The organism is Solitalea agri, assembly GCF_023914155.1.
GTDB classification, from domain to species: domain Bacteria; phylum Bacteroidota; class Bacteroidia; order Sphingobacteriales; family Sphingobacteriaceae; genus Solitalea; species Solitalea agri.
Map to the genome: position 1 here is coordinate 54803 of NZ_JAMWYS010000001.1, position 15843 is coordinate 70645.

The 15843-nt window shown below is 37.9% G+C and carries 8 protein-coding genes; 5 read left to right on the forward strand and 3 right to left on the reverse strand.

Annotated features, from left to right (window positions below):
• Positions 1–2517, forward strand: a complete 2517-nt coding sequence (locus NF867_RS00250; RefSeq protein WP_252585434.1) for a M14 family metallopeptidase — start codon at positions 1–3, stop codon at positions 2515–2517.
• Between the two features lie 67 nt (positions 2518–2584).
• Here NF867_RS00250 and NF867_RS00255 read toward each other — a convergent pair whose 3' ends face one another.
• The 3 genes from NF867_RS00255 to NF867_RS00265 form a co-directional block, all read right to left on the reverse strand.
• Positions 2585–2947, reverse strand: a complete 363-nt coding sequence (locus NF867_RS00255; protein ID WP_252585436.1) for a hypothetical protein — start codon at positions 2945–2947, stop codon at positions 2585–2587.
• A gap of 181 nt (positions 2948–3128) precedes the next feature.
• Positions 3129–5000, reverse strand: coding sequence for a PspC domain-containing protein (locus NF867_RS00260; protein WP_252585438.1), 1872 nt, complete (start codon positions 4998–5000; stop codon positions 3129–3131).
• 10 nt (positions 5001–5010) lie between these two features.
• Positions 5011–5418, reverse strand: coding sequence for a PadR family transcriptional regulator (locus tag NF867_RS00265; RefSeq protein ID WP_252585439.1), 408 nt, complete (start codon positions 5416–5418; stop codon positions 5011–5013).
• Positions 5419–5831: 413 nt separating this feature from the next.
• Between NF867_RS00265 and NF867_RS00270 the strand changes: the two genes are divergently transcribed.
• From NF867_RS00270 to NF867_RS00285, 4 genes are all read left to right on the forward strand, one after another.
• On the forward strand, positions 5832–8912 hold the full coding sequence (locus NF867_RS00270; protein ID WP_252585440.1) for a SusC/RagA family TonB-linked outer membrane protein: 3081 nt from the start codon (positions 5832–5834) through the stop codon (positions 8910–8912).
• 11 nt (positions 8913–8923) lie between these two features.
• Positions 8924–10612, forward strand: a complete 1689-nt coding sequence (locus NF867_RS00275) for a SusD/RagB family nutrient-binding outer membrane lipoprotein (protein WP_252585441.1) — start codon at positions 8924–8926, stop codon at positions 10610–10612.
• 396 nt (positions 10613–11008) lie between these two features.
• Positions 11009–14050, forward strand: coding sequence for a SusC/RagA family TonB-linked outer membrane protein (locus NF867_RS00280; RefSeq protein WP_252585448.1), 3042 nt, complete (start codon positions 11009–11011; stop codon positions 14048–14050).
• Between the two features lie 33 nt (positions 14051–14083).
• Positions 14084–15685, forward strand: a complete 1602-nt coding sequence (locus tag NF867_RS00285; protein WP_252585449.1) for a SusD/RagB family nutrient-binding outer membrane lipoprotein — start codon at positions 14084–14086, stop codon at positions 15683–15685.
• The last annotated feature ends 158 nt before the right edge of the window (positions 15686–15843 follow it).

Genomic DNA, 15843 nt, shown 5'->3' on the forward strand with positions numbered 1-15843 from the left:
ATGAATAAAAGGATAAGTGCTGCTTTACTGTTTTTGCTAATGGCAATTGGCGTTAAGGCACAAACAATACAATCTCCAGATGAGTTCTTAGGATATCCGCTGGGCTCTCGTTTTACCCCACATTATAAGGTATTAGCCTATTTCGATTATGTTTCGAAGAACTCTGCAATGGTAAAACTTCAAAAATATGGTGAAACCTATGAACATCGTCCATTAGAAGTAGCCATTGTTGCTTCAAATGAGAATAGTTCTAAAATTGAAGAGATCAGGAATAACAACTTGAAGCTTGCCGGTGTCCAGGAGGGTGAGCCTTCTAATTCGCAGCCAGTTATTGTTTGGCTGAGCTATAATGTACATGGTAACGAGGCGGTATCAACCGAAACCTCAATGAAGGTTTTGTTTGAATTGGTAAATCCGTCAAATGCAAAAACTAAGCAATGGTTAAAAAATACCATTGTAATTATGGATCCATGTTTAAATCCTGATGGAAGAGAGCGTTACGTTAATTTTTATACTGAACGGGTGGGTAAAAATCCTAATATGAACCTTGCCACTCGTGAGCATCAGGAACCTTGGCCAGGTGGTCGTCCCAATCATTATTTATTTGATTTGAATCGCGATTGGGCTTGGCAAACGCAGCAGGAAACCCAATATCGCATGGCCTTGTATAATAAATGGTTGCCGCAGGTTCACGTTGATTTTCATGAAATGGGAATAAATGAGCCATATTTCTTTGCTCCAGCAGCTGCGCCATATCATGAAGCTCTTACTCAGTGGCAGCGTGATTTCCAGGTTCAAATTGGTAAAAATAACGCTATGTATTTCGATCAGAATAATTGGTTGTATTTCACCAAAGAGGTTTTTGACCTGTTTTATCCAAGTTATGGTGATACTTATCCTATGTTTAATGGTGCTATTGGGATGACCTTTGAGCAAGGAGGCTCTGGACGGGCTGGCTTAGGAGTTATTACCCGTGAAGGTGATACCTTGACATTGAAGAATAGGATTGACCATCACTTTACAACCAGTTTATCCACCATTGAGGTTGCCTCTACCAATGCCGATAAGGCAGTAAAAGAGTTTAAAAACTACTTTGCTTCAGCTAAAACAAGTCCGAAAGGCCAATATAAATCATACATTATTAAAGGGGCCAATTCGGCAAAAATCAATGATTTTGCAAAACTCCTTGATAAAAATGGGATCGAATATGGTTACGGGTCATCGGTAAAATCAGCATCGGGTTTTAATTACATAACTGGCAAGGTTGAAACTTTTTCCATTGATAAAACGGATTTGGTTATTAATACTTATCAACCTAAATCAGTATTCATTAATGTATTGTTTGATGCAAAGCCTAAGCTCGCCGATTCAATCACTTATGATTTAACATCATGGGCATTACCTTACTCTTGGGGTTTAAATGCCTATGCTTCTGCAGCCCTCTTGAAGCCAGCAGTTGCAAAGCTGCCAATAGAGAGTGCCATAGGTATAACGGTTCAGCCTGTTGCTTATTTATGCGAATGGAACAGTGTTGCTTCGGCAAGATTCCTTTCGGCGTTATTGCAAGATAAAGTATCGGTTCGTTTTGCTGAAACTGCTTTTGAGTTAAATGGAAAAAGCTATGCTCCGGGGACTTTAATTATAACCCGTGCCGGCAATCAGTTGGTAGGTAATAGTTTTGATAAGCTTGTTAAATCGGCAGCGCAGACCACTGGTGTACAAATTGATATGACGTTAACAGGCTTTGTTAGTAAAGGCGCTGACTTTGGTTCTTCGTCTGTTCATATGATTAAGGCTCCTAAAGTGGCTGTTTTAATGGGTGATGATGTTTCGGAGAATGCGTTTGGTGAAGTTTGGCATTTCTTTGAACAACAGTTGAACTACCCCGTTGATGTGGTTCAGGCTGATCGATTCGATCGACTCAAACTCACTGATTATGATGTATTGATATTGCCTAATGGGACATATTCGATACTATCTTCTGATAGAGACCTTTCAAAACTGCGCGACTGGGCGAGAGGTGGAGGAAGAGTTATTGCTATGGAAAATGCTGTAGCGCAATTGGCAGGTAAGGCCGGGTTTAGTTTGAAACAAAAAACGGAGGATACCGATACCAATTCAGCAGAAAAAGGAAATATGATAACTTATAGCAGTCGTTCGAGAAATGATTTGTCAGAAAACAGTATAGGAAGTATTTATAAAATTAAGATGGATAATACACATCCACTTGGTTTTGGATATACCGACACTTATTTTTCCCTTCGGCAGGATATAAACACTTATCAACTTTTACCTAAAGGCAACTGGAATGTAGGTGTTATTGGCGACAATGGACTTGTAAGTGGTTTTGTTGGTTATAAAGCAAAATCGAAATTAAAAAACACGCTGATTTTCGGTGTTGAAGAAGTAGGTGCCGGTCAATTCATTTATATGGCTGATAATCCAATATTCCGAAGTTTTTGGGAGAGTGGTAAAGTATTGTTTAGCAATGCTGTTTTTCTGGTGGGACAAGAATAAAGGAACTGCTTAAAAGAAAAGGGGCTCGCCACAAGCCCCTTTTTATTTAGTATATGAAGAGAGAAGTTTACTTTTCAATCCGTTTGAAACTATCGACAACGGTATTGTTTAAATCAGTATCTGTGTAATGCAGACCAATTTCATAGGTTAGTCTTTCAGGGATAGCATTGTATGCAATATCTACCTGTGCTAAAATTCTGAAGTAACCATTCCCCAGATTTGTTAGTGTCATTTTGTCTATTGGAACCCAAAGTTTAGTTGTAAACGGTTTTAGTTTTTCAATGGTATATTTTTGTGCAATTGCTTTTGCATTTTTTTCTGCTGATTGCGTGTAACTTGATGGATTAATATGTTGCGATTTTGAAACATAGAGTCCAAATACGCTAAACATTAGTAGGTAAGAGAGTTTATAAACAAGATAGGTTTTCATATGATGCTTGGTTTTTTGTGTTGATTAAGTTTTTTTCGTATTCCTCATTATTTTTATGTTCTCTGCTTATGACGCTTTGTTCCTTTATGATGTTGCACTTGATTGTTAATTTTTATGGCCGAAGAGCGAACAAGTAAACTCATTCGGCCATTGATATATTAAGATGAACGTTTTTTAATAGTTAGAATTCTTCACCACTTGATTTATAAGTGCGTTCAATTCTCCAGCTTTCTTTGTTGTACGGATCTCGGGCGTCTTTTTTCTTGCGGATAATAATTTCGTACGGTTCAGATTTTACATCATTTCCATCTTTAATAGTTACTTGGGTAGAAATCTTGTAATCACCATTATCTTCCTGATCTATATTTTGATTATTAGAATCGATTGTAATGTTTGCGTTTAAACTGCTGAGTTTGATGTTTATCTCTTCGCGGGCAATTTTTTTCAAAAGGCCATCAAGGTCTTCCGAACGACTAAAAGCACTTGGGTTAAATCCATTTCTACATTTTACACCAGTTTCGGTAACCAACCATGATTGCGAAGATTTGTTGTCGGAGTCATTATCCTCACATTCGTAATAATAAGGGTCTCTCATTATGGAGTTCATTTGCTCGTCAACAATAACCTTACTGTTTACAGGTAATTGCAAAATCAATTCTACCTCCTGCACACGCCATAATCCATTATTTTTTAATTCATAATGACGGTTGAAAGTCATCGTAGAGTCTTTTTGAATAAAGTTGTACAGGATATTTTGAGCATTTTCAATCGCATTGTCAAAGTTTTTACCTTTTGACTTGTAGATTTTTATCAAATGAGCTTTGGTGTCAGGACTTTTTTCAATTCTTAGATTTACTTCATCCATATCAAAATCATCACTATAATGGGTAATAGATTTGCCACTTTTAATAGTGATATTATAACGTAAGCTGTCTGAATGAGTTAACCATTTCTTGTCATCGGCATATAAATACCAGGTATTGTTTTTTACAGGGGCTAAGTCTATTGACTGGCGAATTGTTGCTTCTTCCTTAAAGCTCGCGGCAGAGCGGCCAGCATACAGGGCAAAAACAAAAAGAGAGACAACCCAAGCCGCCAACATTGCAAATGCTGCTCCTCTGTTTATAAAGCTTCTGTTAAAGATGATTTTTATTCCCAACCAGATAATGAACAAGGCCGGAACCATTACCAATACAAATAATGAAAGTAACAGAGGCACACGGAAGGTGGGGTCAACAAAGTTTAAAGGCGGGAAATTTTTTAACCCAAATGATTCGGAAAAAACAATGGCAGTTGAGCCTGTGAAAATAGCCAACAGCGCTGCTACGGCTGCCATTATTATAATCACAGCAATGAATATAACGAAGGTTTTTAAGGCCACTTTTAAGATTCTTCCTATCACTTCGAAAAAGCGTTCGAAAAATGTTTTTAGACCCGAATTATGTTGAACCTCATTTAGTTTATCATTTGCTGCCTTTTTTATCGAAGCTAAGGTTGCTGCCTCGCCTTTCATTGCCATTTTATCGGCAACAGTTTTAGCCTCAGGAACAGCTACCCATAAAATGATGTAAATGATCAAGCCAAATCCCCAGGTTAGCGTAAGTAGTGCCCAAATAAGGCGGATCCATGTGGGGTCGATTTCTAAGTAGTTTGCAACACCCGAACAAACACCACCAATTATTTGATTATCACTATCTCTAAATAAACGACGTTTAACTTTCGAATAGTCATCTGCGAAACCTTTAGACGTGGTAGATTGAAATGAAGCAGTTGTTTGTTCTTCAACATCCACTTCAAAATCACTCACTTTTCCCATTTTGGCAATAACCTCTTCAACATCACCTAAAAAGATAACCTGTCTGTTTTCTTTGGTTAGTTTTTCAGTTAGGAGTTCAGCAATACGGTTTTCGATATCTGTAATTATCTCAAAGTTATCCTCTGAAGTAGAAAAGTGTCGCTTAACATCATTTATATATGATTTAAGCACCTCGTAACCATCTTCTTCAATATGAAAAATGATGCCACTTATATTTATGATTATTGTCTTGTTCATTGCAGTAGATTTATTGGTTGTTCAGTTGTTCGTTATTTTCTTCTGAACTCTCCTGATCAGAAGATGATTGATCTATTGTTTTTTCTCCATTATGATTTGAAGTAGCTGCTGAAACCGCATAAACGAGTTCTTGCCAGGTTACATTCAATTGTCCAAGTACCTTTAAGCCGTCCTCTGATAATTTATAATATTTACGCGGCGGTCCCGAAGCCGACTCCACCCAATTATAAACTAACAGTCCGTTATTTTTTAATCTTGTCAATAGAGGATAGAGTGTGCCCTCCACTACTAATAGACGGGCATTACGCAATTCCTCCATAATATCTGAGGCATATATTTCCCCTCGGGAAATTATCGAAAGGATACAATACTCTAGTATTCCTTTCCTCATTTGGGTTTGCGTGTTTTCGATTATCATATTACAAAGATATATGCTTTTAATAATACCATGCAATACATAGTACTAAATGTAACACGTGTTTTACATTGAATCAATTTTGCGAGGCGAACCAAAAGCTTTAATGAATTGTTAAATTGATAATAGATATTACGTATGAGTGTTAAAATGGTATTTTTAACATTAAAAGAATATCAATTTGCTAGACTATGGTTTAATGTGCAAATCATTGATTATGTATTTATTAATACGATTAAATATTTAAAGATCGATTAATATATTTTAAAACTATCGGGTTTTTTAGTGCCAATATTCTAATAATTTATATTTATTGAACAGATACTTCATAGTAAAGCATTTGTATTTTTCGAATAATGTAAAATTTTAATAATCAGAATTTTATGTTAAATTAGGTATATCTAAATGCTCTTTATATGAAAAAGTATCTACACATTTTGCTGTTGCTACTCTTTATGGGAATTTCAGCCACAGCTTTCTCACAACAACGCACTATTAAAGGGACTGTCACCTCGGCTGACGACAAGCAGCCCATCCCTTCGGTAACGGTTATGATTAAGGGAACCAGCACGGCTACTCAAACAGATTTGGATGGCAAGTACAGTATCAAAGCTGCCGAAGGGGCAACGCTGGTATTCTCTTACATAGGCTATTTATCACGAGAGATAAAACTTGGTTCTGGCGATGTTGTAAACGTAACTCTTTCACTTGACTCTCGTCAATTAGGAGAGGTGGTGGTAACTGCACTTGGTATTTCAAAAGAAAAGAAAACCTTGGGCTATACTGCCACCGAATTAAAGGGAGATCAGGTCTCAACAGTTAAAGAAAGTAACATTGCTAATGCCTTATCTGGCAAAGTAGCAGGTGTTGTTGTAACCCCATCTTCTAGTGGACCTGGTAGCGCTTCTCGTATTGTTATTCGGGGAAATCGCTCGCTAAGTCAAAATAGCCAGCCATTATATGTGGTTGATGGTGTTCCAATTGATAATTCAGACAATGGGAACGTAGGTGTTAAGCCTGGTGATGCAACCCAACAATATGACAGGTTAGATTATGGTAATGGTATCGGCGATATTAACCCGGACGATATCGAATCAATGTCGGTGTTAAAAGGGCCAAATGCAGCAGCATTATATGGCTCAAGAGCGAATAATGGGGTAATTATAATCACCACCAAGAAAGGACGGGCAGGTAAAGGTGTTGGGGTAACATTCACATCCAGCACTACCATCGAAGATCCTTTAGTACTGCCTGAATATCAAAATCAATACGGACAGGGTGCATTAGGCAAAGCTCCAACCGATATGACCGCCTTACTAAGTACTCCTGGATCGTGGGGAGCAAAGCTCGACGGTTCACAACAGTTATATTATAACGGAACCCAAAAAGCATATTCTGCCCAACCTAATAACGTAAAGGATTATTTTAAAACAGGCCAAACCTATGCTAATACGTTAGCCCTTGAAAGCGGAAATGAAAATCTAACGTTCAGGTTCTCTTACTCAAACTTTTATAGTAAAGGAATGTTGCCTAACAGCGACCTGCTGAAAAACACGTTTAACCTACGGGGGACAGCCAAGTTTGGCAAACGAATATCGGTAGACGCCAAAATCACTTATTTTACGCAAGATGCCGATCACAGGCCATATATGGGGGATAACTACGATAACCCCACACTGCAACTATTACAGATGCCACGAAATGTTGCAAACAGTGATATTCAAACCTATAAAAATGCCGACGGAACTTTAAGCTCATGGGGAAGTACTATACAAAACCCATATTGGACTCAGTATGCGAACACCAATGGCGATACTCGCCGCCGTCTTACAGGCATGATAAGTGGTAGCTATCAATTTACGGATTGGTTTACAGCACAAGTACGCTTTGGTTCTGATTACTTAAATCAGACCATCAATCAGACTTTTCCTTATTACCACGTGCTTTATACGAAGGGACGGGTAACAGAACGTACACCTCAAACACTTGAATCTAATTTTGATGCACTTTTAATGTTTAAGAAGAATATTGCCAGTAATATTACATTTAATGGTAGTCTTGGGGGTAACATGTTACACCAGCGCTTTGAAGATGTGGGTTATATAGGCGATTCATTCAAGGTGCCTGATTTGGAAACTATTGGTAATACAGCAACTCAGCAGGTCACCTATAATTTTAGCGAGAAAAGAGTAAACTCAGTTTATGCATCCGCAGAGTTTGGTTATAACAATTACCTTTTCCTTAGTGTAACGGGTCGAAACGACTGGTCGTCCTCATTGCCAAGTAATAACCGTTCCTATTTTTATCCATCAGTAAGTGCCTCTTGGGTATTTAGTGAAATGTTTCAGCTTTCTCCTTCAACAATTTCATTCGGAAAACTTCGCCTATCATATGCAAAGGTAGGTTCTGATGTAATTCCTTATCAAACACTTAGCTTATACAGTATTGATCCAAGGCTTTATAATGGCTCACCCAGAAGCTATGTGCCTCAAGTAAAACCAAATGAAAATTTAAAACCCGAGACCACTAATTCTTTTGAGATAGGCGCCGAGTTAAGATTCTTAAATAATCGCTTGTATACCGATTTTTCTTACTACAACACAAAATCTAAAGATCAGATCGTTTCACTCCCTGTTCCTCAGTCAACAGGCTATACCCAACAATGGGCCAATGCCGGCGAACTTACTAATAAAGGAGTTGAAGTATTAGTAGGTGGTATACCGGTAAAGACCAAGGACTTCACTTGGGACGCCAGTTTGAACTTTGCACATAATGAAAATACATTAAATTCTTTATTACCAGGCTTTCCTACCTACCTATTAGGAGATTTAGATCAAACTCCAACAGTTAAAATTGCCGCCACAGTTGGCGGAGGTTACGGGGATATTTATGGAAACACTTATTTGAAAGATTCACAAGGCAGATTGGTTTTAGATGCAAATGGTATTCCATTATCGTCATCTAGTCCTGTTATACTTGGCAACTATCAACCTAAATGGACCGCCGGATTTACCAATACCTTAACTTATAAAAATCTGGCTTTCTCATTTTTGATTGATGCCAGAGTTGGTGGTCAATTGTACTCGTATACTGATCAATATTTAACCTCATTGGGTGTTTCGCTCGAATCACTTGAAGGTCGTGAAGGAGGGGTGCCGGTTTCGGGAGTTAATGAGGCCGGCAATGTTGTTAACACCAACGTTGAAGCTTCTTCGTATTATAACACACGAAACGCACGTATTGCCGAGCAATATATCTATAGTGCAACTAACGTTCGACTTCGTGAAGCATCACTTCAATATAGAGTGCCAATAAAGAATCAGTTTTTCAGAAGTTTTACGGTAGGCTTGGTAGGGCGAAACTTGTTTTTCATCTCAAAGAAAACTAAAAACATTGACCCCGAATCGAGTTATAGTGTGAGCAACTCTCAAGGTATATCTTTCTTCAATATGCCTTCTTCTCGCAGTTTTGGTTTAAATCTAAATGTTAGCTTTTAACAATTCGAGTTATGAAAACGTCATTAATTAATAAACTTATAGTTAGTATCGGGTTAATCGCTTTGGTGTTATCAGGAGGATGTACCAAAAAATTCGATGAAATTAATACCAACCCGACACAGGCGACACCTGAAAGTGTTGATCCAACTTTTTTTGTTCCAACTATTCAGCGTTATACCTTCTCTCCTGACAGAGAGGTTTGGTGGCGCGCTCAATTGATCCATGCTGATCGGTTTGCAGATCACTTTAGATTTGGAGCTGCTGGTTCTTGGTGGGACGATGGTTTAAGCTATGAGTATAGCCCTGATTATACCGATTGGTACTGGCGCGATTATTATACCCGTATTCCTGCCAGTATTGTAGAACTTTTGAAAACCACACGACCTGAGGGATCTAAGCCCAATAAGAATGTTTATGCGGTTGGTTTGATTTTGAAAGCTATGTATTATCAGATGTTGACAGATTCTTTTGGCGACATACCTTATTCTCAGGTTGCAGATGGCAAAACTTTATCACCACAGTATGATGCACAACTCGATATTTATAAACAATCGATTACTGATTTGGGTGACGCGATTACATTAATAGGTGATGCAACAATAGAGAATGCATTTGTCAAGGTAAGTACTGATTTATTTTACAATGGAGATATGCAGAAATGGAAAAAGTTGGCAAACTCTATGCGGTTGCGTATGGGTATGCGGGCTTTAGGAGCACAGGGGGCTGATTTTGCTGCAACGGCAGTTATTGCAAGTTTAGGTCAGCCTTTAATGACAGCGATAACAGAAACAGCTAAAGTTGATAAGGATCCGGCTCAAACCGGTTATTTGGATGATGGTTATAATAATATATGGTGGGTATTTGGAGGTGAGGGATCAAAATGGAAATTAAGTCAATCATTAATTCACATACTTTCATCAACAAACGACCCTCGTTTAGCAAAATATGCAAAACCCATTGCAGGAGGTGCTATAACCTATCCAAAGACAACGGACGCTGAATATCTTGCTTTTATTGAGAATTTATTGAATACAGAAAAAGTTCCTTTTACAAAGTCAACTACTGCAAACGATATTGTTTATACAATTGCAGCAAATACTTATTACTTAGGTCAACCTGCACGGATGAATGATAAAATAAAATCATTGTTGGTCTATAACCTATTTTCTGATCCATCTGATTATGTTATTGGAAACGACTATACACAACGTAGCACGCCAATGATGCCAGGTTGGGCGTATAGTGCATCAGAAGCACAGTTCTATAAAGCATTAGCAATATTAAAAGGTGTAGGTAGCGGCAATGCTGAACAAGCCTATCAGGATGGAATAAGATTAGCTATGGAACAATTCAGCGTTACTGCAGGGGATATTGCAACTTTTATGGGAACCAATGCCGCCAAGTTAAATGGAAGTGCAGAAGAGAACTATGAAAAGGTAGCCACTCAGCTTTGGGTTTCGCTTTACGGTCATGGATTTGAAGCATGGGCTGTGGCCCGTAAAACCGGTTATCCTAAATCAGTAACGCAAGACATTCCGAATAATACTAAAATATACGCTATTACATCGTTAGGCGTAGGATATCCTCAACGAATGCAATATTCAACAAATGAAACGCAGCTGAATCAAACTAATGTAGCAGCGGCTATAAGCAGACAGGGGCCTGATAAAGAATCAACAAAGATTTGGTGGGCTAAATAAATTTTCTGACAATTATAAAAAAGGGCTGGTTTGAAAAAACCAGCCCTTTTTGTTTGAGGTTCAGCATTAGCCGAATGAATAAGTAGTAAGAAAAGCGAAATAATTGTATACGCAAGTTGGAAACTGCTGTAAATCCAACGTTTATTAGCATTAAGTAACGCTGTTAAACACCAATAAAACAGCAAATTGTGTTGTAAAAAGCTTAATTGAAATAGTGTAAATGTTACACATTATTTTAGATGGATTATACTGCTATTTCTTGTAAAAGAAAGAGTTAAGCAAGAGGAGGTTTAACAAAATATTTAAGTGGAATGTTAACATTTGTAAAAATTTTAATTTTTTTTTGTTGTTTATAAAAAAAATATAATTTTACGAGTATTAAATATTTCCAATCGTATGAAACAATTGTTACTTAAACTTATGTCTCTATTGTTGTTTATAACAACAGTAGCGTCAGCCCAGAATCGTACCATCTCCGGTACGGTAACCTCGGCCGAAGACAACCAGCCGATGCCTTCGGTTACTGTTATGGTAAAAGGCACTACGACTGCTACGCAAACAGATGTTGATGGTAAGTATTCCATCTCAGCAGCAACTGGCAGTACATTAGTGTTTTCGTTTGTAGGTTATACCTCAAAAGAGGTAAAGCTTAGTCAGCAAGCCACTGTTAATATTGCAATGGTTTCTAATGCCAAAGAATTAGGTGAAGTAGTTGTAACTGCTTTAGGGATTAAAAAGGAAAGAAAAGCCTTAGGTTATTCAGTGTCTGAAGTTAAAGGCAGTGAACTTACTCAGGCAAGAGAAAACAATGTTGTTAACTCCTTAGTGGGTAAAGTTGCTGGATTAAATGTTGCCTCAACCGCTGGTGGTGCAGGATCTTCGTCAAGTGTAACCATTCGTGGTGCGTCAAGCTTAGGTCAATCGAATCAGCCACTATATGTTATCAACGGTGTTCCAATGGAGAGTCAGCCAAATGCTAATCCGGGTGGCAGATGGGATAATGCTCCAGATCTTGGTGATGCCATTAGTAACATCAATCCTGATGATATTGAGTCTATTTCAGTTCTTAAAGGAGCGGCGGCTTCTGCTTTATATGGCTACAGAGCTAAAGCAGGTGTAATATTAATTACCACTAAAGGCGCAAAAAGTTCAGGCATTGAGTTTAATTCAAATTACGTTGCTGAACAAATTATGGATCCTTCAGATTGGCAATACGTTTATGGACAAGGTGCCAACAATATTAAACCTACATCACAAGTGGGTGCAGCACAAGTTGGTCAGTCTAGCTGGGGCGCTAAGTTAGATGGATCTAATGTTGTTCAGTTTGATGGAGAATCAAGACCTTATTCTGCTCAGAAAAATAATCTGGAGAATTTTTACAGAACAGGCGGAAGCTGGACGAATTCATTGGCTTTAAGCAAAAGCTTTGAAGGCGGTGCTGTACGCTTTTCTGCAAGTAATCTAACCAATAACTCGGTTGTTCCTAACTCAGGTCAAAAAAGAAATACGTTTAACTTAACGGGTAGTTTTAGTCCATTAAAGAATTTAACTTTAGATGCCCGTGCAAACTATATTTTAGATAAAGTTAATAATCGTCCGTTTTTATCAGATGGAGCTGGTAATGCTAACTATAACGTTATGTTCTTGCCAACCAGTTTAGATGTTAAAACTTTGTCTAAAACAGTAAATGAAGATGGTAGCGAGCTTGTTTATAACACCAATAATCCATGGGCTACCAACCCTTATTTTGCAACCTCTAAATTTGTTAATAATACAAGCAGAAATCGCTTAATGTCTTCATTAAGTGCGCGATATGAGCTAAAAAATGGCTTTTTCGTACAAGGTCGTGCAGGCCGTGATGCTTATGAAGACCGTTATACAGCCGTTGTTCCTTCAGGTACTGCTTATAGAGCTACTGGTTCTATTTCAGAAACAGACCAAAAATTCAATGATTTGAATGTTGACGGATTAGTTGGTAAATCATTTAAAGCAATATCTGATTTAACTATTACCCCTAATTTGGGTGCTTCTTATAGAAGAACCAAATCAGAGTCGTTTATTAACAGTGGAAATGATTTTGCAGTGTTTGGTGTGAATACCATTTTAAATGCAAAAAATAAAGCCACAAACTACATTGTAAGTGACCAAGAAGTTCAATCGGTTTATGGAACTTTAGAGTTGGCTTATAAAAACTACTTATATTTAACTGCCTCAGGACGTAATGACTGGTTCTCCACTCTTGCAGCTAAAGGAATAGACAATAAACTAGATATTTTTTATCCTTCAGTAAGTGGTTCATTTGTATTCTCAGAAGTTTGGCAACCATCTATATTGAGCTTTGGTAAGATCAGGGCTGGATATGCTCAGGTAGGTCAGGCAACTAATCCTTATTTAACTTCATTAAGCTATAATTTTGGCTCTACTACCTTAAATGGATTGCCATTGGGAACTATTACAAATACAAGCGTTCCTAATGCAAGTCTTGTAGCTTCGAAAGCAACTGAGATTGAAATTGGTACGGAATTAAAATTCTTGCAAAATCGTTTAGGCTTAGATTTATCTTGGTATAAAAAGAAATCTGAAAATGAAATCTTACCTAGTCCTTCATCAATTACTTCAGGTTATCAAGGTGCGGTGTTAAATACTGGTGAATTGGAAAACACAGGCTTTGAAGCATTAATTACAGGTGTTCCTGTTTCAACTAAAATGTTCACTTGGGCTACTTCATTAAACGGTGCAATCAATAATAATAAGGTTATTTCTTTAGCAGGAACAGCAACTGAAATGTTAACTGGTACTTCTCGTTCAGGTGTAGGGTTCATTGAAAACATCGTTGGTAAGCCAGCAGCTCAGGTAATGGCTTATGATTATAAATATGATGCCAATGGTAACATTGTTTATGCAGCCAATGGTGTGCCTGAAAAAGGAAATTTAACCTCTTTTGGGTCTGCATTTCATAAATGGACAGCAGGTTGGAATAACGAATTTACATTCGACAAAGTAACTCTTTCAGTTTTGGTTGATGGAAAATTCGGCGGTAAAATTTTCTCGGCAACTGATTACTATGGTTATCAGTTTGGTTTACATAAAGGCACTTTGGTTAACCGCGAAGGTACTTTCGGTTCGGGTGCTAATAAGATTGATGCGGCTACTTATTACAGCCAGTTTGCAAATAATGTGTCTAAAGATTTTGTTCAGGATGCAAGCTTTATTAAGCTAAGACAAATTTCTTTGGGCTATACTTTCTCTAACAAAGTCTTCCACAATGTTATTCAAGGTGCAACTGTAAGCTTCGTAGCTCGTAACTTATTTACCTTAATGAAAAGAACTGACAACATTGACCCTGAAGCAAACTACACAGCAAATGCTCCTGGTTTAGAATTGGGTGGTGTTCCTCCTGTTCGCACTTTTGGTTTAAACCTAAATGTTAAATTTTAATTAAGGATTTCTAAACCGTAAATCATTAAGAAGATGAAAATGAAATTTATTAAATACTCTAGTTTTTGTGTTGCTGCTTTGCTTTTGAGCAGTGGTTGTACAAAAAATTTCGAAGATATAAATACTAACCCTGCGTCGTATAATCAGGCTAATTTTAATCCAAACTATATTTTAACAAATGCACAGTTGGGTTATACAGGAAGCTCTGATTTTGCCTATGATACTTGGAGAGCTAACTTAATCTACGCATCAACAATGATGCAAGGTTTTTCAAGTGTAATGGGTTACTGGGCTGGAGATAAGTATGCCTTGAATCCAGATTATACTGCGGCTTACTGGATGAATGATAATGGTGCAGTAGGAGCATATCCGGAGCAAGTAAAATTTGTTGTTGATTTAGTTCAATCAACGGCAGGTAAACCTCAGTATAACAATATTCATCAGGTTGGACGCATAATGAAAGCATTGATCATGGAGCGTATTACCGATTTGTATGGTGATGTTCCTTACTTTGATGCAGGTATGGGTTATTACAATGGTAATTTTACTCCTAAGTATGATGCACAAAGTTTAATTTATGCCGACATGCTGAAGGAAGTTGAGGAAGCCGTTGCTGCGTTGAATGTAGATGGTGGAGACAAGATTACCGGTGATGCTATTTATAATGGAGATATTAACAAATGGAAACGATTTGGTAATACCTTGATTTTACGTATGGCCATGCGTTTGGTTAAAGTTGATGAAAACTTAGCTAAATCATACGTTCAGAAGGTTGTTGATAAAACGATGCTGAACAACTTAGACAATGCGTTCCTAAAAGGAGATGTAGCAGGTGCTAGAACCACTCAGAATCGTAACAGCCAAATCTTGTTGGGAGATGGTGGTCCAGAGTCATACTATGTAAAATGGTCAGATACTTTCATTAATAAATTAAAAGCTTCAAGTGATCCTCGTCTGTCTAAGGTGGCCGTAACTCAAATTTATTTATCTGAAGGGGATAAAAATCAAAACTCATCTTATAAAACGGACCCGTCGGCGCAAAAAGGCATGCCAAATGGTAAAGACTTGAGTGGAATTGCGGGCCGCGATATTCGTCAAGATGCTTCTTTTACAGATTTTGCTGATTATTCATCTCCAAATCCTGCGATGATCAAAAGAGATGGTAATACCTTTATTCTTACTTATGCTGAATCGGAATTGTTATTGGCTGAGGCTGCTCAAAGATGGGGAATTGGAGGAACTGCTTCCGAGCATTATAATAAGGGCGTTAAAGCAGCAATGACCTTCTTGACTCAATATGATGCATCTATTGCAATTTCGGAAGCCACAGCTGATGCTTACTTAGCTAGTAATCCTTATGTGGCGGCTAATGGATTGGAACAAATCAATACCCAGTATTGGATACACACCAATACAATGCTTGACTTTTATGAGTCTTGGTCTAACTGGAGAAGAAGTGGCTTTCCGGTGTTAACTCCTGTGGTGCATCCAACAGGTGTTACAAGCGGAGCTATTCCACGTCGCTTCCCATATCCTGCATATGAAGAAACAACCAATGCAGCTAACTATCGTGCAGCTTCTGCAGCAGTACCTGGCGGTGATAAACTAACAGGTAAAGTATGGTGGGATAAATAGTTGATGGAGCTTAATTTTAATCAATAATAAAAAAGAGGCTGTCTCAAAAGGGGCAGCCTTTTTAGTTGCCGAGAATTGACTGTATATTTTTTTGATTGAGAATTTCAGGCTGAAACGGTTGGTTGAATCGTCAAGGCCTTTAGCTTAAGGACTAGGCG

Coding starts and splice junctions, on each gene's coding strand:
- NF867_RS00250 (WP_252585434.1), top strand. CDS start 1: ATGAATAAAAGGATAAGTGCTGCTTTACTGTTTTTGCTAATGGCAATT.
- NF867_RS00255 (WP_252585436.1), bottom strand. CDS start 2,947: ATGAAAACCTATCTTGTTTATAAACTCTCTTACCTACTAATGTTTAGC.
- NF867_RS00260 (WP_252585438.1), bottom strand. CDS start 5,000: ATGAACAAGACAATAATCATAAATATAAGTGGCATCATTTTTCATATT.
- NF867_RS00265 (WP_252585439.1), bottom strand. CDS start 5,418: ATGATAATCGAAAACACGCAAACCCAAATGAGGAAAGGAATACTAGAG.
- NF867_RS00270 (WP_252585440.1), top strand. CDS start 5,832: ATGAAAAAGTATCTACACATTTTGCTGTTGCTACTCTTTATGGGAATT.
- NF867_RS00275 (WP_252585441.1), top strand. CDS start 8,924: ATGAAAACGTCATTAATTAATAAACTTATAGTTAGTATCGGGTTAATC.
- NF867_RS00280 (WP_252585448.1), top strand. CDS start 11,009: ATGAAACAATTGTTACTTAAACTTATGTCTCTATTGTTGTTTATAACA.
- NF867_RS00285 (WP_252585449.1), top strand. CDS start 14,084: ATGAAAATGAAATTTATTAAATACTCTAGTTTTTGTGTTGCTGCTTTG.